Origin of the sequence: Flavobacterium gelatinilyticum, assembly GCF_027111295.1 — a bacterium.
Lineage (GTDB): Bacteria > Bacteroidota > Bacteroidia > Flavobacteriales > Flavobacteriaceae > Flavobacterium > Flavobacterium gelatinilyticum.
The window spans coordinates 1,839,827-1,861,526 of sequence record NZ_CP114287.1 but is presented as its reverse complement, the minus strand read 5'-3'; the positions used below and the strand labels follow the sequence as shown (position 1 = coordinate 1,861,526).

The following is a 21,700-nucleotide window of genomic DNA, read 5'->3' as shown; positions in this document are numbered from 1 at the left end:
CATTAGTTTCATATTTAAATAAATTAACATGGAAAGAGTATTAATTTTTATTTGTTTAAAAAAGGAACTACCTTAGCCTTTGCAAAAGAAAAAAGTTTTGAATACAAAAATCAAGATTATCGAATGTCCACGAGATGCCATGCAGGGTATTAAAACTTTTATTCCAACCAAAAATAAAGTTACATACATACAGGCACTGCTTCGTGTAGGATTTGATACGATTGATTTTGGAAGTTTTGTATCGCCCAAAGCTATTCCTCAGATGCAGGACACGGCTGAGGTCCTGGCGCAGCTTGATCTATCGCAGACATCAAGTAAACTTCTTTCGATAATTGCGAACACACAAGGTGCTGCTCAGGCATCAGAACATGAAGCGATTCAGTATTTAGGATTTCCTTTTTCTATTTCTGAGAACTTTCAGATGCGTAATACTCATAAAACCATTGCCGAATCTCTAATTACTCTGGAAGAGATTCTGGAAATTGCCGATAAAAAGAATAAAGAAGTCGTAACCTATCTTTCAATGGGATTTGGAAATCCGTACGGCGATCCGTGGAATGTTGAAATAGTAAGCGAATGGACCGAAAAACTGGCCGGAATGGGCGTAAAAATTCTTTCGCTTTCAGATACAGTTGGAAGTTCTACTCCTGAAGTTATTACGTATTTGTTTTCTAATTTAATTCCGAAATATCCTGAAATCGAATTTGGTGCGCATCTCCATACAACACCCGACACCTGGTTTGAAAAAATCGACGCAGCGGCAAAAGCAGGCTGTACCCGTTTTGATGGTGCAATTCAGGGGTTTGGAGGCTGTCCAATGGCAACAGATAAACTAACAGGAAATATGCCTACAGAGAAACTGGTTTCTTATTTTACAGCTAATAAAAAAGTAACCGGACTTAATTCTTTAAGCTTTGAAAGTGCTTATAACGAAGCATCAAAAGTATTTGGTAAGTTTCATTAAAAAAATGACTGATTGGCTTTGAATGAATTTTAAAAAGTATCAGAACCTAAAATTATAAGTAATTTCATAAAAAAAATAACTATATTTACTATTCACAGATAATAAGGAACTTAAAAAAGAGTTCTAATATGTATTATCAGTTTATTAGTTGTTATGAAAGCTAACTTATTTGCCCGAATTTCAAGAGTACTAATACCGCTTATATTTTTTTCCTGTTCCAGCAATTTAGATTTCGATCAGGTAAAGGATTTAAAACTCGAACCCGTTTTTGCAGCCAACCTTGCTTATTTTGATGTTCCTGCCAATCAGTTAATTGATGACGGGGGAATTCATGCCGGATATGATGCCCGTAATTTTGATATTTTTAAAGATAAGTTTTTCAATAATCGCTTAAAGAGAGTCGATTTTGATATCGAAATCGAAAATACAATCGACAGATCTTTCTATCTAAATCTGCAGCTTATAAATGCCAATGATGAGATTATGGAGACTATTCCTTATCCGGTTCCTGCCTATACAGGAGGGCAGAATATTATAAAATACCCCGCACAAGTTTTCGAAAACCAAAGACTGGATCTTTTAAAACAAACCGTAAAAATTGGGTTTGCAGTCTTAATAGCTTCCGGACCGCCTTTAGACGAAGACAGTTTGGGAAGCCTTAAATTACGATCTGGTGCAACAGCTTATTTGGTGATCGAATGAAAAAAGTCTGTCTAATTTTATGTTTGTTTGGTGTGATTTCCTGTTTTTCTCAAAATAAGGAAGTGCTGTACAATTTCACGTCTATTCCGCAGGCTTCGATGGTAAATCCCGGAGCCGATGTTTCATATAAATTTTATTTTGGAATACCAATATTGTCAGGAATTTCAGCTAATTTAGGATCAAAAAGCTTTTCTGCCTATGATTTGTTTGCAGATAACGGAGTCGACTTTAATCAGAAAGTTCGAAATGTAGTCAATAAATCTTCCCGAAATGATAAAGTAATTACGAATCAGCAGTTGGAAATATTTTCCGGCGGATTCAGAATAGGAGGAAAGGAGAGCCGTTCGTATATATCATTTGGAGCTTATCAGGAATTTGATTTTTTTATGTTTATGCCCAAAGATCTTGCTTTGCTGGCTTTAGAAGGGAATAAAGACTATATGGGAAAATCATTTAATCTGGGAGATTTGAGTCTGAAAGCTGAAGTCCTTTCTGTTTTTCATGTTGGTTTTCATAAAAAAATCAGTGATAAACTTGTTTTGGGCGGACGCGCGAAAATTTATTCAAGTGGCGCAAATGCGGTTTCAACTAATAATTCGGGATATATTTTAACAAATCAGACTGACGGAACGCCAAATATTTATAATCAGGTTGTTTCTTCTAATTTAGAACTCAAAACTTCGGGGATTTCGGCTTTTACAAAAGATGAATACGAAGGAAATATAGCATCTGATATTGCTCATAATACTTTTTTCAACGGAAGTTTAGGCTTAGGTCTCGATGCCGGAATTACGTATTATTTTAAAGACAATCTTCAGTTTACGGCCAGTATTATCGATCTTGGATTTATAAAGCAGTCCAAAGATATTGAAACGCTTACTTATAAAGGAACGTATCAGTATCAGGGTGCCAATCCTGATTTTCTGGGTTCTGATGATCCTGAGGATGTTTTTGATGAATTTGATAAAGCAATCCCAAGAGATACTTTACACAACAAATACACCACCTGGCGTCCGACAAAATTATACACTTCGCTTCAATATTCTTTTGGTGAATCCCGCTCTGATGATGATTGCAATTGCAGGGGACAAGTGAATAAAAGATACAAAAATGCTGTTGGCGGACAAGTTTTTGCCATGTCTGCACCACGAGTTCCAATCGCCGCGTTGACATTTTTCTATCAAAGGAATATTTTCGAAAAACTAGATGCTAAAGTAACTTATACATTCGATACTTTTTCAAATAAAAATATAGGCCTTGGGCTTTCGGGAACGCTGGGCAGTTTTAATATTTATGCTTTGGTAAATAACGTTTTGGAATACAAAGATGTATCAAAAGCCAATAGTGCAGCTTTTCAGGTGGGACTGAATTTTGTTTTTCAACAAAAAGAATAAAATTCCAAAAATCTTTTTATGTTGAAATTTTCAAATTTCAATTTTGGTAAATTTTTTGAAATTTATTTCTCTGCTTGAATGTTGGAATTTGCATTTCAAGATTGCAATTTATTACACCGTTTCTGGAATTTCGGATTTTAAAAAACGGAATGTAAATACGTGAGTATTTTCCTGTAAATACAAATTTATGAGAGTGTTAGTACTCAAGTTAGCAATTTATTCACTATATTTGCACGCAATTCAACTAGAAATTGCAACATGATAGCACACAACTCCAAGATTATCGGCGAAGGTTTAACTTACGACGATGTATTATTAGTACCTAACTACTCGAATGTGCTTCCCCGCGAAGTGAGTATTAAATCAAAATTCTCAAAGAACATAACATTAAACGTTCCGATCGTATCTGCTGCTATGGATACGGTGACCGAAAGTGCAATGGCAATTGCTATGGCTCAGGAAGGCGGAATTGGTGTTTTACATAAAAATATGACCATCGAGCAGCAAGCGGCGAAGGTTAGAAAAGTGAAGCGTGCTGAAGCAGGAATGATTATTGATCCGGTAACATTACCAGAAAACTCAACAATTGCAGACGCAAAAAACGCTATGAAAGAATTCGGAATCGGGGGTATTCCAATCGTTGACGAAAATAAAATCCTAAAAGGAATTGTTACCAATCGTGATCTTCGTTTCGAGAAAAACGGAGCAAGACCAATTGCTGAGGTAATGACAAGTACAAACCTGGTAACAGTTGCCGAAGGAACTTCATTAGAACAGGCTGAAGTAGTTTTACAAGGTCATAAAATAGAAAAATTACCAGTTGTAAACGCTAAAAATGAATTAGTTGGTTTAATTACATTTAGAGATATTACAAAACTGACTCAAAAACCAATCGCAAATAAAGATTCATTTGGACGTTTAAGAGTTGCAGCTGCAATTGGAGTTACAGGAGATGCGGTTCTAAGAGCTGAAGCTTTAGTAAATGCAGGTGTAGATGCCATCATTATCGATACGGCACACGGACACACAGAAGGTGTAGTTAATACTTTAAAAGAAGTAAAATCTAAATTTCCTCAAATAGATGTGATTGTTGGAAACATTGCAACGCCGGAAGCTGCTAAATATTTAGTAGAAAATGGTGCTGATGGTGTAAAAGTTGGTATAGGACCTGGTTCTATTTGTACAACCCGTATCGTTGCAGGTGTTGGTTTTCCTCAATTCTCTGCGGTTTTAGAAGTTGCTGCTGCTATTAAGGGAACCGGAGTTCCGGTTATTGCAGATGGTGGTATTCGTTATACAGGAGATATTCCTAAAGCGATCGCAGCAGGTGCTGACTGTGTAATGTTGGGTTCATTATTAGCTGGAACGAAAGAATCTCCGGGAGAAACAATCATTTTCGAAGGAAGAAAATTCAAATCATACCGCGGAATGGGGTCTGTAGAAGCAATGCAGACAGGTTCTAAAGATCGTTATTTTCAGGATGTTGAGGATGATGTTAAAAAATTAGTTCCGGAAGGAATTGTAGGACGTGTGCCTTATAAAGGAGAATTAAACGAAAGTATGCTTCAGTTTATTGGAGGTCTTCGTGCCGGAATGGGGTACTGCGGTTCAAAAGATATTCCAACATTGCAGGAAACAGGGCGTTTTGTTAGAATTACTTCCAGCGGAATTACCGAAAGCCACCCGCACAACGTAACTATTACAAAAGAAGCTCCAAATTATTCAAGATAATTTTTAGTTTTCAATATAAACAGAAAGGCGTAAAAGTATTTTTTACGCCTTTTTTTGTTTTGTATATCGAATGAAATCTTTTCTGTATTTATTCATTGCTGCCGTATTTGCTGTATTTTGCATTCCATCCATTTTCCGAAAAAGATTCACCATGAATGCCGTCACTTAAATCGACAATATTTTTTTCATTTACCAGAATTTGAATGTTATTTTCAAAATCCGCCAATTCTTGTATAGCAAATAGAAAATCATGTATGGCAGCATCTATACTTTTTATAACAACTTCCTGTATGAGTTTCTTTTCTGAATCTGTAAAATTATTCAATTCAGATTGTAATTTTAAAAGTGAAGGGCTTTTGGATTTAGCATTTAAAAGCGTTTCCGCATTTTGAATTCCTTTGTCTCTTAGGTTTTTAACTAAAAATTCACCAAAAATATCTAATTCGCTGTTGGTTTTCATAGAGTTGAAAATTGATAATTATCTTTTTAAAGGTATTGAATTGTTTTAAATATTATTGAATCTAATTTTGGCATATAAAAAAAGGCGAAAGAATTTAAATCTCTCGCCTTTTATTTTTGTTGTTTGACTTTTAGATTATCTAAATCTAAAGTAAATATTTTTTCTAAAGAGAGGTTGTTTTTTTCTCCGTTTCTCTTAAGGTTTGATTTTCTAAGATTTCCTGAATAAAAGGTTTTGTTTCCTTTTCTATAGTAGCTTCAGAAATATTTAAAGCTTTAGCGTCAGAAGCTAACTGCAGCCACGGTTTTGGTCCATCAAAATTATAACTTCCAAAAACTACTACCGGCGTACCTTTCACTTTTACATTTTCTTTGTCTTTTAAAACCCATTCATCTGCGAATTTATAAAGATATTTGGCATCTTTTTCTAATAATCTCAAGCAGGAATGCGAAGCCGGATAACCCGGAAGATCGTATTCGTGGAAACCAACTCCCAGTTTATTTTCAATATTGAAATTCCATTTTAATTCCCATTCGTCATTAAAAGTACTCGTTGTTTTTTCTGCTTTCCAGTTGGTAAAAAACAATCCGGTTGGAGTAGGATCTTTTTTTCTTCCCATGTTTGTTGGACCTGTGCGAACCAGTTGTCCGTTTTCATAAGCGGCAAAGGTTTGTGTAGGATAAGAGAAAATAATAATTTTTGAAACATCCTCTAAAGCCGAAACATGCAGCGGAAATGGTAAATAATAAACCAGATCCCCGCTAAAATCTGCAGGAATTACTACTGAATCCAGTTTTTTAAGATTCGCTTTGTCGGCTCTGTTTACTGCATACACAATATCCATTTTTGTGCTGTCATTTTCATTTGTTTTCAGCCATTCTTTTGCATTGGTAAATTGATAAGAAACTGCCGATTCCGGTTTTTTATATTCAATTGTTTTCTTTGGTCTTTCAACCGTATTTTCAGTAAGGTTAATGGTATCGCTTTTTTTGCACGATCCCAAACCTAATAAGACTAACATTAATATAAGTAGTACGTTTGCTGTGTAATATAACTTTTTCATAGGTCGTGTTTTTATGAAAATAAAGTTATGATTATGATAGCTGAAAAGGGTTACATAATTTTTTGAATTGGTTTCGGGATTTTCATACTGAATTGTAATTTACAAGAAGGTAAAGGTAACATTGCTGTCGATAAGATACGAAGTAATATTTAAAAATAAAGCTGAATAAATTCATCTAATCCAAATGCGTAAATACTGTTTCCTATTTAATTAAGCAAGGTTCTAAAAATACTCAAAAAACATCTAAATCAAACCTTTTATTTTTGCATGCTGCAAGAGCATAATGGTCTTGGCGTCAGTAATTTCTCCTGATTCAATCATAGAGTAGGCTTCATCAAAAGTAAATTCCAGAACCTCAATGTTTTCCTGTTCAGCGTCAAGTCCGCCGCCCTCGCTTACTTTCATGCTTTCGTCATATTCACCGACAAATAAATGTAAAATCTCGGTTACAGATCCCGGAGACATATAAGTTTCAATGACTTTTTGGACTTTGCTTAAGCGATATCCTGTTTCTTCTTCGGTTTCACGAATAATAGCCTGTTCTGCATTTTCTTTGTCCAGAAGTCCGGCGCAGACTTCGATCATCATTCCGGTTTTGTTTCCATTAAGATAAGTTGGTAAACGAAATTGTCTTGTTAAAACAACCGTTTTTTTGGGAGAATTGTACAATAAAATTGCGGCGCCGTTTCCGCGATCGTATACTTCGCGAATGTGAGATTCTACAGGCTGATTTTCTTTTTTATAATTAAAAGTTACTTTGTGTAACAGGTACCAATTGTCTGATAATAATTTATTTTCTGTTATTTCTATTTCAGGATTTTTTCTCATAACTATAGTGTCAAAAAAAACGCTCTGATTATCAGAGCGTTTAAAGTGTATTATTTCGTGATTGTTTGTTTTCTGTCCGGTCCAACTGAAACAATTTTAATTGGAACCTCGATTTCTTTTTCAATAAACTCAATATATTCTTTCAGCTCAATTGGCAATTCATCATAAGTTGTCAATCCTGTAAGGTCAGCTTTCCATCCTTTAAACTCTTTGTAAACCGGTGTAACATTTTCCGGTTCGATGTTGTATGGGAAATGAGAAATATTTTGTCCTTTATAGTTGTATTCTGTACATACTTTTAAGGTTTCAAAACCAGAAAGAACATCGCCTTTCATCATCATTAACTGTGTAACTCCGTTAACCTGAACAGCATATTTTAAAGCAACTAAGTCTAACCAGCCGCAACGTCTTTGTCTTCCTGTTACAGAACCAAATTCGTTACCTACTCTTGCCATTGTAGCGCCCACTTCGTCAAAAAGTTCAGTTGGGAAAGGTCCGCTTCCTACGCGTGTAACATACGCTTTGAAAATTCCGTAAACCTCTTTGATTTTGTTAGGAGCAATTCCTAAACCAGTACAAGCTCCGGCTGCAGTAGTATTTGATGACGTTACGAAAGGATATGTTCCGAAATCAACATCTAATAAAGATCCCTGAGCTCCTTCGCAAAGAATAGATTTACCTGCTTTTTGAGCCTGGTGCATGTATTCTTCACTGTCAATGAAATCTAATTTTTTAAGCTCTTCAATAGCTTCGAAGAATTCTTTTTCAAGTTCAGCAAGATTGTACTGAATAGCTACATCGTGAAAAGCGATCATCGCCTCGTGTTTATCGGCCAAAGCTCTGTAACGCTCTTTGAAATCTTCTAATTCAATATCACCCACTCTTAATCCGTTTCTTCCGGTTTTGTCCATATAAGTTGGGCCAATACCTTTAAGAGTAGAACCAATTTTTGCTTTACCTTTTGAAGCTTCAGAAGCAGCGTCAAGCAAACGGTGAGTTGGTAAAATTAAGTGTGCTTTTCTTGAAATGATTAATTTGCTTTTGATATCAAGGTTGAATTTTTCTAAACCTTCGATTTCTTTTTGAAAAACTACAGGATCAATAACAACGCCGTTTCCGATTATGTTTACTGAATTTTTATGGAAAATTCCAGAAGGAATAGTTCTAAGTACGTGCTTAATTCCGTCAAATTCTAATGTATGCCCTGCGTTTGGTCCTCCCTGAAAACGAGCAATAATATCATAATTTGAGGTAAGAACGTCAACAATTTTTCCTTTACCTTCATCTCCCCATTGTAATCCTAGTAATAAATCTACGGTCATTCTGTTTTTAATTTGCGTTGGGACAATCTAAGCTGTCCTACTGATTATGTAGTTAATTTTCTTTTTTTTAATTTTTTAAAAAAGTCTGTTTAAAGAGACTATGAATTTGAGTTTTGCTTTTTGTTTCCGTAGAAATAAAGCGAGTGATTGGTGATTTCAATATCAAAAATTTCTTCTATAGTCTTTTTGATGGTCTGAATTCTTGGGTCACAAAATTCGATTACCTCACCAGAATCTGTCATAATGATGTGATCGTGCTGTTTATCAAAGTATGATTTTTCGTAGTAAGCCTGATTTTGCCCAAATTGATGTTTTCTAACCAAAGCGCAGTCTAACAATAACTCAATCGTGTTGTAAAGCGTAGCCCTGCTCACACGATAGTTTTTGTTTTTCATTTTGATGTATAGGTTTTCTATGTCAAAATGCTCCTCGCTATCGTAAATTTCCTGAAGTATAGCATAACGCTCAGGAGTTTTGCGATGCCCTTTTTGCTCAAGATACAGTGTAAAAACATTTTTTACAATTTCTTGATTCTTAGTGTTGTCAGTTGAAATAAGTGTCATATCCGGCAAAGATAATTTTTTATTTTAATGAATAAAAGTTTCGGGTTTAAAGTTTAACGTTTAAACTTGAATTTGATTAGTAATAATGCATTAAATACAGGCTTTTACGTAAGAAATATTCTGAAAGCCCGAATTGGTTTAATTAACATAATTAAATTAATTTATGATAAAACTAACAAATATTTTAATTCGATTTCGTCATATACATGTACCAGTTCCATTCCCATGTTTTTCCTTTGTCACCAGACATTGCCTGACTCCATACAGGATTATTTTCATCCCGCGCATCCCATCGAAATACCTGAATCACGGCTTTACCGTTGTAATTGTCTTTAGAGAAAAAATGTCCAACCTTGTTTGTAAATGATCCAATAACAGGTTTATCCAGAATTCCGGTATTTGAATCTGACCAGTAAATGCTCCATAATTTTGTTACGGGATTAAACAATCTGAGTGTCATTCCTTCAAATGGTTCTCCGTCAAATTCGGCCAGAAAATTATCGATATTGCCAATTCCGTTCAGGATTTTATACATTTCCTGGGTAGAAGGAAATTCAATCCATTCATCGCAATTGGTAAATCTGGATTTTAGTTTTCTGTTTCGAATAACCGATTTGCCCTGAAAAAAATCGAAATCGTCTTTTGAAGAAGATTCAGAAGCAGTAATCAGCAGTTCTTCATTTTCATCAAAGTGTATTTTGGGAATTTCTAAAGATGTGTTTTCCATCAGTAAATATTTTTTAGTAACCCATTATGTCCTGTATTCTCTGGTAACCTTGTCTACACCATCAATTTTTTTAATGGCATTGATCATTTTTTTCAGAATTGTATTGTTTTGCACAATTACAGCAACCTGTCCGTGGAAAATCCCGGCATCTGTACTCAGCGAAATGCTCTGGATATTTACACTCATATTGTTCGAAATTACTCTCGTTAACTGGTTGGTAAGTCCTAAAACATCCATTCCGGTAATATTGATAATGGCTTTAAATTCTTCCTGAGAAGAGTCGATCCATTTGGCACTCATGATTCGGTATGCATAATTGGACTGCATTCCAATTGCGTTTGGACAATCTTTTTTATGCACTTTAATTCCTTCGTTGATAGTCACGAATCCAAAAACATCATCACCCGGAATTGGGTTACAGCATTGCGAAAGTTTGTAATCCAGTTTATCATGTTCCGTACCAAAAACCAGCATATCGTAATTACTGCTGATAACCGGTTTGTGAATATCTTCAGAAACTGTGGTGTCTTTATTTCTTTTAATTTTATTTTTAAAGAAATTGATGAACGTATTGCTTTTCTGTGCCGCGTAGTCTTTTAACTGCTGGTTTTCGATAGCGCCAATCCCAATTCGGTAGAATAAATCTAAACTCGTTTTTAATTTAAAAAAGTTAACGAGTTCGTTTGTAACCTGCTCGTTAAGTGTAATTTTTAAATGTTTGAGTTTTCGGGTAAGTAATTCTTTTCCTTCTTCGGCGATTTTTTTCGTGTTCTCGTTAAGAACGTTTTTGATTTTATTTTTTGCTCTTGATGTTGTAACATATTCAAGCCAGTTTACGGTTGGTTTTTGACTTGCCGATGTAATAACTTCGACCTGATCACCGCTTTTTAACTCGTGGTTTAAAGGTACAAGGCGTCCGTTAACACGTGTTCCTCTGGTTTTAATTCCAATTTCGGAGTGAATGCTGAAAGCAAAATCCAGAGAGGTTGCACCTTTTGGCAGTGATTTTATTTCTCCTTTTGGTGTAAAGACAAAGATTTCTTTTGAATACAGATTCATTTTGAAATCCTCGACAAAATCTACTGCGTTTGTTTCCGGGTTTTCCAAAGCTTCACGAAGAAGATTCAGCCAGGTATCCAGACCGCTTTCTTCGGTTGCACCGTTTTTGTATTTGTAATGGGCTGCATAACCTTTTTCGGCAATTTCATCCATACGTTCACTTCGCACCTGAACTTCAACCCAGCGTCCTTTTGGACCCATAACAGTAATGTGAAGGGCTTCATATCCGGTCGATTTTGGCGATGAAATCCAGTCGCGTAATCGGCTCGGGCTTGGTCGGTAATGATCTGTTACGATCGAATAAATTTTCCAGGCAATGAATTTTTCGTCATGCGGATCTGATTTATATACGATTCTCAAAGCGAATTTATCGTACACTTCATCAAAACTTACGTTCTGTGCACGCATTTTTCGGCGAATCGAATAAATAGATTTTGGACGGCCTTTTATGATATAATCGATATTTTCTGCATCGAGGGATTTTTTTATTACCTCCGAAATATCGTTGATATAAGCATCCTGTTGTTCTTTGGTTTCTCTGATTTTGCTTACGATATCTTCGTAAACAGCAGGTTCTGTATATTTTAAACCTAAATCTTCAAGTTTGGTTTTAATGTTGTAAAGTCCAAGGCGATGGGCCAGGGGCGCATAAATATAAAGTGTTTCCGATGCGATTTTGGTCTGTTTATATTCCGCCATCGAATCCATAGTCTGCATATTATGCAGACGATCGGCTAATTTGATCAGGATTACACGAACATCATCGTTCAGTGTCAGGATCATTTTACGGAAATTCTCTGCCTGCATCGAAGCATTCAGGTCTTTTTGAACTAATGAAATCTTCGTTAAACCCTCAACAAGCTGTGCCACTTTTGGATTAAACAAACGCTCAATATCTTCAACAGTCATTGGGGTGTCTTCGACAACATCGTGTAATAAAGCTGCGGCAATAGAGGTCGCTCCCAGACCAATTTCTGAGGCAACAATTTTCGCAACTGCAATAGGATGAAAGATGTATGCTTCGCCGGATTTGCGTCGCTGCTCTTTGTGGGCATCAACGGCAACATCAAAAGCTTTGCGAATTAATTTTTTGTCAGCTGGGCTTAAAGTCTGGTAGCTGATTCGTAGTAATTCTTTGTATTCCTGCGCAATAGCTTTATTTTCTTTTTCAATATCAATTTCTGTCATAACGGCATAGTTCAAGTACTAAAAATAAGAATTAGTTTGAACATACGCAAGGGGAGAATTGGGGATTTTAGATTTCAGATTTGATGAAAATTTTAGATTTTAGATCTCAGATTTCACATTGATTTACAATGACTTGCAAAAAGATGTTTTAGATTGCGGGTTTAGATTTAGATTGATTATACTATCTGTAAATGAGGGTGCTGATTTTAATTTGGCGCAGCCAGTCTGAAATTAAAAACCTCTTTGTCTTTTTGCTTCAAAAATTAAAATCGCAGCTGCTACAGAAACATTCATGCTGTCGATTTCGCCCTGCATGGGAATAATGATGTTTTGTGTGGCTTCATCTCGCCATTTTTGGGATAATCCTGTGGCTTCTGTACCCACAACAAGAGCGGTTGGAGTAGTGAAATTTTGGGTATGGTAAGAAGTTGAATTTTGAAGTGTTGCCGAATAAAAACGGATCTTTTTTTCTTTTAAAAACGCAATAATTTCTTCTGAAGTTCCGGTTGCAATTTGATTGGTAAACAAACAGCCTACACTGGAACGTACAATATTTGGATTGTATAAATCGCTTTTTGGATCTGCTATTAAAACAGCATCTAGTTTAGCGGCATCGGCTGTGCGTAAAACGGCACCAACGTTTCCCGGTTTTTCCAATGATTCTGCAACGAGAATCAGCGGATTATCAGATAATTTTAAATCAGATAGTTTGAGAGATTTGGTTTTGGCTACGGCCAGAATTCCTTCGGTTGTATCGCGATACGCCAGTTTTTGATAGACTTCTTTATTGATTTCTATTATTTGAAACGGAGAATGAATGAGTTTGTTTATTTCTGTCTCGGTTACCAATTCCGGTAAAAATAAGACAGTTTCGATTTCATAACCGCCTTTTATTGCTAATGAAATTTCGCGTAATCCTTCAATTAAAAATGTTCCGGTTTGTTTTCTGGCCTTGGATTTTTCCTGAAGTAAAGCCAAAGATTTGATAAACGGATTTTGAACGGAAGTGATTTGTTTCATTTTTTTAAAGACTCAAAGTTGCAAAGGGTCAAAGGTACAGAGTTTTTTTAAAGCTGCAAAGATACAAAGGTTCTTCACCACAAATTCACGAATTATATTGATTAAAGCGATTATTTATGATTTTTCTTCCTTTTATAATTGATCAAAGTTATTACTGTAACTAAAATAAAAGTGACAATAAAAATGATTAATATGATTATAAAACGAGAATATAAAATGTCTAATCCGTTACCTTGATGAACTATAGGTTTAGAAGAAAGAGGAGGATAAATTGTAGTTCCAGGCAAAATCACCATCATTTTTATTACTTGAGTACAAAATGACATTATAATAATCATCAAAAGATTTGCAAAAAGGAATATACAATTTATTAAGATGCTTTTAAATTTAGTGAAAATGATCCTTAGAAGGTAACTAAAATAGAAAACAACTCCAATTATTAGAATTAAAATGTTAGTTGAGGCAATTACAAAATAAGCATCATGAATGTTGATATCGATAGTAGAATCTGGTAAATCTAAATCCAGGATTATTTGAGGATTCCAAATACTATAACTTATTAGTAATAATGCAATTATCCATATAATTTCTTTATATAATTTTTTCATTTATAAAAAAGTGTAGATCTGCCGCAAATTCACGAATTTTATATTAATTACAAACTAAATAATTCGTGAATTGGCGGCAAAAAAACTATTTCGTAAAAACTTCTTTAACTTCATCAGCAACAGGATGGTCTGTTGTGAAATTATAGCCTAAAAATTTGGCAATTGTTTGTGCAAATTGTTTTTGGTAGAATTGCGAATCTGTTTTGATTTCACCTTTTGCTGCGATTTCGGGACCCATTGCGGCAAACCAGATTTCTGAGGCACCGGGAACATCAGCGCCGTGATCTGTCCATTGTGTTTTTGTTTTATCGCCGCGTCCGTGGTCGGTCGTAATGAAAATTGTAGTTTTGTTTTTGTACTGAGGATCGTTTTGCACAAAAGTCCAGATTTCTTTAATCCATTTATCAACCTGATTTGCAGCATCGAGATACGATCTGTAATGACTGTGATGCGCCCATTCATCTGTTTCTCCATACCCGATAAACAATACTTTAGGCTTTTTGTTTTTCAGTTCGTCCATTGCCTGATAATGGGTAAAAACATCTAGGCATTCATCTTCATGAAACGGTTTAAACGAATTGTCGCGCATCTCGTTTAACAAATTTTGAGCAGCTGTTGGAGCATTGCCGCCTACTTTATCAAAAGCAGAAATTACAGGAAATCCGGCTCTTTCTTCATTTAAAATTCGGTCAAAGGCATTCCAGGCGCCAAAAGCGGCGATTTTGCCCTGAAGTTCCGGCTGTTTATTTAAAAACTCCAGAACATTGATATTCGGATTAGGTTTGTACCCATTCGAGTTTATCTTACGATCGACATTTCCGGTAAAAATTTCGCTGTATCCGGGATAACTGAACCAATACGGATTTGAAACGTCTACTTTGCTGCCCAATTCGCGATTACCGTAAATTTGTCCTTTCAAAGCAATTTCAGACCAGAAAAAAGGCATTATTTTTTGGCGTGAGTCTGAACCTTTATATTTCTTACGGATATAACTTTCGTCGTCCTGATTGAATTTTTTATCATTGGCAATTTCCGAATCAACGCCTTTAAAAACTTCCTGCCAGCGAAGTCCGTCAGTGGTAATAATGATGATGTTTTCTGTTTTTTGAGCAGAAGTTAAAAAGCTCATTAACACAAATGCTGATAAAAATATTTTTTTCATTTGTTGTCTTTTTTAATAAGAGATTTGAAAGCAATTATAATCAGAAAAGTATTAAAAAGAAAAAGAGATCAGGTTATCTTTTCTTTAAATATTTAATTGCTTCTTCAAGCGCTGTATCTCGATTGTTCATATAGTCTTTTAAAGTAGGAACAACCTCTATATCCGGCTTTATGCCGTAACCTACAAATTCTCTGCCATCCGGATAAGTATCTTTTTTAGTACATACTCTGGCATAACCGCCTCCAGGCAGATCGAATACAAAAGGCTGACCTGTACTTCCATACGATCTTTCACCCATTTTAATCATATGTTTTTGGTTGTCTGCCAAAATTAAAAAATCTTCTGCAGCAGAAGCTGTATTATGACCAAACAAAATTACGGTTGGAACCACAATTCTTTTTGCATTTAACTCAATTATTGTTGGGTTGTAATCAAAATCAAAGTAGAATTGATCATGATACGACAAATAGTGTTTTTTATTCCATGGAATGTTTACAGTATCTTTTGCTTCGACAAATTTCCCCCAGGCTTTATATGCCGGAACATGAAAACGACTTTTTTGCTTTGACCCGTATAGAATAGTGTCGTTTGTTAAATACTGGAGTATTTCAGTTCCAACATTAGTGCTTCCGCCTCCGTTAGAACGCAAATCGATTATTAATGATTTAGCTTTATATAACTCAGGAAGTTTGGATACAAATAAGCTGTCAATTTTTTCATCGCTAAAAGAATTTAACGATACATAGGCAGTTTCTTTATTTACCCATTTAAAATTTAAAAGTTGTTTTTCGGCCTCGGCAGGAAAAACTTCTTTTTCCTCTGTTTTTTTGTGCGTTAATGCCAGTTCTATTATTTTTTTATTTGGCTTTTTTATTTTGACTATAAATGTTTCACCATCTAAACCTTTTAGTAAATTTGAAATACTCAGGTCCTGGAGAACATAATTTGTTGAAGTAGATATATACGGACTTACGTTTTCGTCAATAAACTTTTGAGTTGGTTTTCCGTTAACTTCTATAATTTCGCTTCCTACCGGAATTTCATCCTTTTTGCTTAGGTTTGTTCGAATGATGATGGCTTTGCCTTCAATGTTTTTAAGAAAGATTTTATAATCTCCAAACGTATTGACCATTTGTTCAATACTTTTTGGTAAATAAACATTAGTATGTCCGTCTTTTAAGAGTGCGCAGAACTTTTGAAGTTCTCGATAATATTCATAATCATCTTTCGTGTTTTGAACAATTGAAATAAGCTCTTTGTATTGGTTATCCCACATTGTGCGGTCTACTTTATCCAAATAAATAAAATTATAATTTACTTCCTGCCAGAATTTCGAAAGTCCGTAGACCTTATCATTTGCTGTTAAGGTTTTTGGAATCTGTGCAGTAATAGTAATTGTTATAAAAAGGAAAAGAATTCCAAAGAATGATTTCATTTGTATTTTTTGGTTTTAAATAGATATAACTAGATGGTTTACAATATCCCGCGTGACTTAATTTCCAAATATTTATTTATGGCATCCAATGTCAGGTTTTCAGGTTGTGTTAAAACCGAATGTATTCCGTATTTCTTTAATTCATTGGCGATAAGACGTTTTTCAAACATGAATTTTTCGGCAATTACTTTATCGTATACTTCCTGAATCGTATCGGTTTTTCTGTTGATGATGGAGTTTAATTCGGTATTTTGGAAAAAAACTACAACCAATAAGTGACTTTTTGCAATTCCTTTTAAGTACGGCAGCTGACGATGCAGTCCGTCCATTGTTTCAAAATTGGTGTAGAGAATAATTAAGCTTCTCTGATTGATGTTTTTCTTAATATCGGCATACAATCGGCTGTAATCACTTTCGAAAAAGTCGGTTTTGATGTTGTATAAAGTTTCAAGGATTTTTTGCATCTGTGAACCTCTTCGTTCTGCAAAAACTCTGTTTTCGACTTTTTTCGAAAAAGCAAAAAGTCCGGCTTTATCTTGTTTTTTTAGAATCACGTTTGATAAAACCAAAGTCGAATTTATAGCATAATCTAATAAACTCAAACCATCAAAAGGCATCTGCATCACACGGCCTTTATCTATAGCCATGTAAACTGATTGTGATTTTTCGTCCTGAAACTGATTCACCATTAAGGCATTTTTCTTTGCAGTAGCTTTCCAGTTTAAAGTTCTGAGATCATCGCCCTGAACGTATTCTTTAATTTGCTCAAATTCCATTGTATGACCAATTCGGCGTATTTTCTTGATTCCGTATTGGTACAAATTATTTGAAAAAGCCAAAAGATCGTATTTTCTTAACTGAATATAAGAAGGATAGGTGGGAACCATTTGATTGTTCCCAAAAGAAAACCTGCGGGAAATCAATCGCAAAGGCGAAGAAGCATAAATATTTAAAGCCCCAAAATGATATTCGCCTCTTTCTGTCGGGCGAAGATCGTAGCCGATTTCTTTTTGACCGGATGCTTTTATACTTGTAATAATTTTGAAATCACGTACCTGAAACTGAAACGGAATTTCGTCAATTATTTTAACCGAAACGAGAAAAGTATAATGATTTTTAATTTGAATGTTTACAGGATTTAAATCTCCGTTGGATAGTTTTTCGGGTACAGTTCTCTCAGCTTCTATTCCGGTCTGGGTGACATACAAAATTAAAATATCCAATCCTACAAAAGTAAGCAGAATCAAAAGTACAAACCAAACCGCATTGTAGAGGTTTGGAAAAATAAAGGCACAAATAAATAATCCTATAACGCCCAAAAGCACATAGAAAAAGAAATTATTGAGATATAAACTTTTTATAAAATTCAAGTTTTCTTAGTTTTATATTTTACTACTAAATTTTGATAAACTGATCGAAATTAACCCTTTGCAGATAAAAAAACTATCTCGGAATTTCTACAGTTTCAATAATTTGTTTAATAATTTCAGAACTTGTAATGCCCTCCATTTCACGTTCAGGAGTTACGATAACACGGTGCTGGAGAACCGGAATAGCAGCTTCTTTAATATCTTCTGGAGTTACGAAATCGCGTCCTCGGATAGCGGCAAAACCTTTGGCTGCATTTAAAATAGCAATCGATGCACGAGGAGAAGCTCCTAAGTATAAAAACGCATTTTCACGCGTGTTTACTACAATTCTGGCAATATATTCCAGTAAGTTTTGCTCGACTCTGATTTGTTTTACAAGACCTTGATACTCATTTATTTCAGATGAAGAAAGAATTGTTTTAATTGCTTCGAGTTTTCCATGATCCTGTAACATATGTTCTCTCTGGATGATCAGGATTTCTTCGTTTAATTTGGGATAATCAATTGTGATTTTGAACAAGAAACGGTCTAATTGTGCTTCCGGTAAACGGTAAGTTCCTTCCTGCTCGATTGGATTTTGGGTGGCAATTACCAAAAACGGAGCTTCCAGTTTAAAGCCGGAACCGTCAATTGTAATTTGTCTTTCTTCCATAACCTCAAAAAGAGCGGCCTGAGTTTTGGCAGGGGCACGGTTGATCTCATCAATTAGAACCAAATTGGAGAAAATAGGACCTTTTTTAAATTCAAATTCAGAATTTTTTAAATTAAAAATAGAAGTTCCTAAAATATCCGATGGCATTAAATCCGGTGTAAACTGAATTCGGCTGAAATCTATGTTAAGTGTTTTTGCAAGAAGTTTTGCCGTGATGGTTTTGGCAACACCGGGAACACCTTCTAACAAAACATGACCATTTGATAAAATAGCAACCAAAAGCTGATCGACCATTTTATGCTGTCCTACAATAACAGTTTCGATTTCTTTTTTAATAGCGTTAACGTGGTCTAAAAGAGGTCCCAGGTTTATTCTGGTTTCAAAATTCACGTTTTCGTTTGTAATTTCAGTTTTATTGATATCGTCCATGATGGGTATGTTTTTCTTATTGAGTTTATATGCTGTTTTTATATTTATTTAGTGTAAAATCTTTTCGATCGCATTGTTTATCCGAATTAAATCTGATTCAATGCTGGCATGATAGCTGTTTTTGTGTTCGTTGATTAAAAATACTAATTCCTGAATATCGGCTTCGTTTTTTCCTGTTTTATGCTGCAGTTTTTTTACAAATTCATCATCAAGATTTGTGGTATCGATTAAATAATCGGTTCTTACTTTTTCGAGGAAATAAATGATCTTCTTGTCAATTATGTTGGTATGATCGCCTTCCTGATAATATAAGTTTCCAATTGTTTTGGTAAAATCGACTGTCAGATTTTGCAGTGGCTGCAAAATGGGAACAATACGCTGTTTTCTTTTAGCATTGAATAGTATAAAGACAAACATTCCGATAAGGAATAAATACCAGGCCCATTTTAAAGCGGGCTGACTCAAAATATATCGCATTGGAGACAAAGAAATATCTTCGCTGTTGTGCACTTTTGTGTACCAGAAAATATCTCCTTCCGGGATATACGATAATACATTTTCGGTGTATTGAAAACGGTCTTTTTTCAATAAATTATAATTTGTAAAAGCAACAGGATGTGTATGCAGGAAAAAGTATCCGTCGTGAAAGGGAACGGCTATAAAATTGATGTTTTTCTTCTTTTTCTGATTGCTCTGGTATCCTAAAACAGTAGTCTGAAGGGTGTCAATTTTACTAAAATACTCAGCCACATCGCCGGTAGATTTGTATCTTTTTGTACTCAGGGTTTTATTCGCCATCCAGACAGAAGAACTGTCTGTTGGGATAAAATCAGATTTGTACTCGATTTTTAAACTGTCTAACAAAGGTTTAGGGAAATCTCCCATGCTTAAAAAAGCATTGTTTCCATGTGATACAAAATACATGATTTCCTTCATCGACTGATCGTCAATATTATTCTGCAAAGAAATATTGATAAAAGTACCCTTGATGCGATAGGTTTGTACAAGGGAATCCGGATCGTATTTAGAATCTAAAAATTCATAAGGCGTTACAGAAGAAATTCGTTCAATCTTTTGTTTTTTTAGAATTCCTCCCATTTCTTTATCAAGGACAAATAAGCCATACGGAATTTTGTCGTTTACAGAATACGTGGGACGCCAGTCTATTGGTTTTGGTTCATTGTAATCTGAAATCAGAATTGCGGCAAAAATTAAAACCAGTACAGCTATGTATATTTTGACATTCTTACTCATCAGCTAAAGGTTTTTAAAGCATTCTTAAATCTGTTTTCTGCTTTGACAAAGGTGGTTTCGTCAATTTCAAATTCTCCGTACCAAATATAATTGTAGAGGTATGATAAATAGGTAAACTCTTCTCTGTGAGATGGTTGTTGTATTTCGTATAAATAATCTGAATTGGTTTTTTCGATATCCCATTCGATATAATTATTCTGGGCCATTATTTTTAAAAGCCAGAGATAATAGTATCGGATTGCCACTCGTTTTTCGCCCAGTTCGAGACTTTCCTTTATTAATTTTTCAAAATCCAGAAGATGGATATTCTTTTCAATATCAGAATAATGAATGGTTCTCTTTTTTGAATCTTTCCCAAAAATCCACTGGCCTTCTTTATTGATAATTGATTTTACAATCATATAAATTACCACAACAATTACGATGACAATTACAATTCTAATGATTAAATCGACAAACTTTAATGATGATTCGGTTGTGTTGAAAGAAAATAAACTTCTTAAAATACCGGCTATCAAGTCTTTGAAACGCTGCCAAAGACTTTTTTCAGGCGCTTTGTGTTCGTACACAAAATCTTTATCGGTATATTTTTTCTGATAATCTTTAGTGAAAGTTTTGGCTTCGATAGAGTCGGAGTCAACATAAATATCGTCTTCCGTAAATTTTTCGAAATTAGCTTTTGGAGGATCCGGCATTGCCAGGCTGTCCTGAGCGTTTGCGGTACAGCAGAAAAAAAGAAAGGATAAAATAATTAAAATTCTATTCATTACAGGTTCTGATTAATTCGTTTTGGCTGATAATTTTTGCATTTTTCTGTAAACAATAGAAGGGTATATCAAATAATAAAATGAAATAATTCCTAATGTAAATAATATAATAAAACTGCTTAACCAGTTTGGCATGTCTATAGAATATCTCGTTATAAAACCTTCCAGAAATCCGGCGCTTATGGTAAATGGGAAAGTACTCAAAAATATTTTGAAACTGTTTTTAAACCCGATTTTAAACGAATTCATTCTCGAAAAAGTCTTTGGAAACAGGATAGAGGCTCCCAGAATAAACCCTGCGGCAGATTCTATTACGATAGCAAAAATTTCCATTGAGCCATGAATCCAAATACCGCGGACACTTTTCCAGAAAACATTCTGCTCAAAGAAAAAGTACTGAAATGAACCCAGCATTAATGAATTTTGAAGAAAAATATAAAAGGTTCCAAGTCCGCCTAAAATTCCATACATATAGCATTTTGCACCTACTACAAGATTATTTATTGTAATACCAATAAAGCTTCCCCAGTTTGATCCTGATTTGTAAACTGCCACCGGATTTCCTTTTTTAATATTGTCCAAAGTCATGTTTACATAATCGTCTCCTAATATCAGCCGGACAAAGTTATGATCATAGCGAGCGGATACAACCCCCATTGCAACGGTGGCAAAAAACAGTACAAAAGCGTAAAGAAGGTACCTTTTGTACTCAAAAAGCAAAAGAGGCACTTCGGTTTTAAAAAATTCAGCAATTCTGTTTTTTTCTGTCCGCTTCGTTTTATATATCTTTTGATAAATCTGCGATGCAAGATGGTTTAAATAAATAACTGTCTTACTTTTAGGGTAATAAGTTTGTGCATACGACAAGTCATTCATTAATTGAATGTACAAGTTAGCTAAATCGTCAGGATTTTTCTTAGCTTTACCAAAAATAGCTAGCTCAAATTCCAGCCATTTTTCTTTATTTTGTTTTATAAAAGCAACTTCTCTCATTGAGGGCTA

At 34.8% G+C, this 21,700-nt stretch carries 19 protein-coding genes; 4 read left to right on the top strand and 15 right to left on the bottom strand.

The window, feature by feature from the left end; translation table 11 throughout:
• Positions 1-97 precede the first annotated feature (97 nt).
• The 4 genes from OZP11_RS08020 to guaB all read left to right on the top strand — a co-directional run bounded on the left by OZP11_RS08020 (position 98) and on the right by guaB (position 4,791).
• The gene (locus OZP11_RS08020; RefSeq protein WP_281234702.1) at positions 98-964 is read left to right on the top strand and encodes a hydroxymethylglutaryl-CoA lyase; all 867 of its coding nucleotides are present in this window, start codon (positions 98-100) and stop codon (positions 962-964) included.
• A 153-nt stretch (positions 965-1,117) separates the two neighbouring features.
• Positions 1,118-1,666, top strand: coding sequence for a hypothetical protein (locus tag OZP11_RS08015; RefSeq protein ID WP_281234701.1), 549 nt, complete (start codon positions 1,118-1,120; stop codon positions 1,664-1,666).
• On the top strand, positions 1,663-3,060 hold the full coding sequence (locus tag OZP11_RS08010) for a DUF5723 family protein (RefSeq protein ID WP_281234700.1): 1,398 nt from the start codon (positions 1,663-1,665) through the stop codon (positions 3,058-3,060). Before OZP11_RS08015 ends, OZP11_RS08010 begins: the two co-directional genes overlap by 4 nt.
• Positions 3,061-3,318: 258 nt before the next feature.
• Positions 3,319-4,791, top strand: coding sequence for an IMP dehydrogenase (guaB, locus tag OZP11_RS08005; RefSeq protein WP_281234699.1), 1,473 nt, complete (start codon positions 3,319-3,321; stop codon positions 4,789-4,791).
• Positions 4,792-4,879: 88 nt separating this feature from the next.
• On the opposite strand, the gene OZP11_RS08000 is transcribed toward guaB, so the two are convergent.
• The 15 genes from OZP11_RS08000 to OZP11_RS07930 form a co-directional block, all read right to left on the bottom strand.
• Complete coding sequence (locus OZP11_RS08000; protein ID WP_281234698.1) at positions 4,880-5,251, bottom strand: hypothetical protein; 372 nt, start codon at positions 5,249-5,251, stop codon at positions 4,880-4,882.
• A 163-nt stretch (positions 5,252-5,414) separates the two neighbouring features.
• Positions 5,415-6,314, bottom strand: coding sequence for a L,D-transpeptidase (locus OZP11_RS07995; RefSeq protein ID WP_281234697.1), 900 nt, complete (start codon positions 6,312-6,314; stop codon positions 5,415-5,417).
• 243 nt (positions 6,315-6,557) lie between these two features.
• Complete coding sequence (locus OZP11_RS07990) at positions 6,558-7,142, bottom strand: NUDIX domain-containing protein (protein WP_281234696.1); 585 nt, start codon at positions 7,140-7,142, stop codon at positions 6,558-6,560.
• 50 nt (positions 7,143-7,192) lie between these two features.
• Positions 7,193-8,464 carry an adenylosuccinate synthase gene (locus tag OZP11_RS07985; RefSeq protein WP_281234695.1) on the bottom strand — a complete coding sequence of 424 codons (1,272 nt, stop codon included), beginning with the start codon at positions 8,462-8,464 and terminating at the stop codon, positions 7,193-7,195.
• 98 nt (positions 8,465-8,562) lie between these two features.
• Entirely contained in the window at positions 8,563-9,027 is a 465-nt protein-coding gene (locus OZP11_RS07980) for a Fur family transcriptional regulator (RefSeq protein ID WP_008462215.1), read from the bottom strand.
• 184 nt (positions 9,028-9,211) lie between these two features.
• A complete protein-coding gene (locus OZP11_RS07975) occupies positions 9,212-9,754 on the bottom strand; it encodes a hypothetical protein (RefSeq protein WP_281234694.1) in 543 nt (180 codons plus the stop codon).
• Positions 9,755-9,778: 24 nt separating this feature from the next.
• On the bottom strand, positions 9,779-12,001 hold the full coding sequence (locus OZP11_RS07970; RefSeq protein WP_281234693.1) for a RelA/SpoT family protein: 2,223 nt from the start codon (positions 11,999-12,001) through the stop codon (positions 9,779-9,781).
• A 231-nt stretch (positions 12,002-12,232) separates the two neighbouring features.
• Positions 12,233-13,021, bottom strand: a complete 789-nt coding sequence (locus OZP11_RS07965) for a TrmH family RNA methyltransferase (protein WP_281234692.1) — start codon at positions 13,019-13,021, stop codon at positions 12,233-12,235.
• Positions 13,022-13,714: 693 nt separating this feature from the next.
• Entirely contained in the window at positions 13,715-14,791 is a 1,077-nt protein-coding gene (locus OZP11_RS07960; protein ID WP_281234691.1) for an alkaline phosphatase family protein, read from the bottom strand.
• Between the two features lie 73 nt (positions 14,792-14,864).
• Positions 14,865-16,226, bottom strand: a complete 1,362-nt coding sequence (locus tag OZP11_RS07955; protein ID WP_281234690.1) for a S41 family peptidase — start codon at positions 16,224-16,226, stop codon at positions 14,865-14,867.
• A gap of 38 nt (positions 16,227-16,264) precedes the next feature.
• A complete protein-coding gene (locus tag OZP11_RS07950; protein WP_281234689.1) occupies positions 16,265-17,596 on the bottom strand; it encodes a DUF58 domain-containing protein in 1,332 nt (443 codons plus the stop codon).
• Between the two features lie 73 nt (positions 17,597-17,669).
• A complete protein-coding gene (locus OZP11_RS07945; protein WP_281234688.1) occupies positions 17,670-18,677 on the bottom strand; it encodes an AAA family ATPase in 1,008 nt (335 codons plus the stop codon).
• 48 nt (positions 18,678-18,725) lie between these two features.
• Positions 18,726-19,931 carry a DUF4350 family protein gene (locus OZP11_RS07940; RefSeq protein WP_281234687.1) on the bottom strand — a complete coding sequence of 402 codons (1,206 nt, stop codon included), beginning with the start codon at positions 19,929-19,931 and terminating at the stop codon, positions 18,726-18,728.
• Positions 19,931-20,698 (bottom strand): DUF4129 domain-containing protein, encoded by a 768-nt coding sequence (locus OZP11_RS07935; RefSeq protein ID WP_281234686.1) that lies wholly within the window; start codon positions 20,696-20,698, stop codon positions 19,931-19,933. The genes OZP11_RS07940 and OZP11_RS07935 overlap by 1 nt, the downstream gene beginning before the upstream one ends.
• A 12-nt stretch (positions 20,699-20,710) precedes the next feature.
• Positions 20,711-21,691: a stage II sporulation protein M gene (locus OZP11_RS07930; RefSeq protein WP_281234685.1), complete on the bottom strand. Its 981-nt coding sequence runs from the start codon at positions 21,689-21,691 to the stop codon at positions 20,711-20,713.
• Positions 21,692-21,700 lie beyond the last annotated feature (9 nt).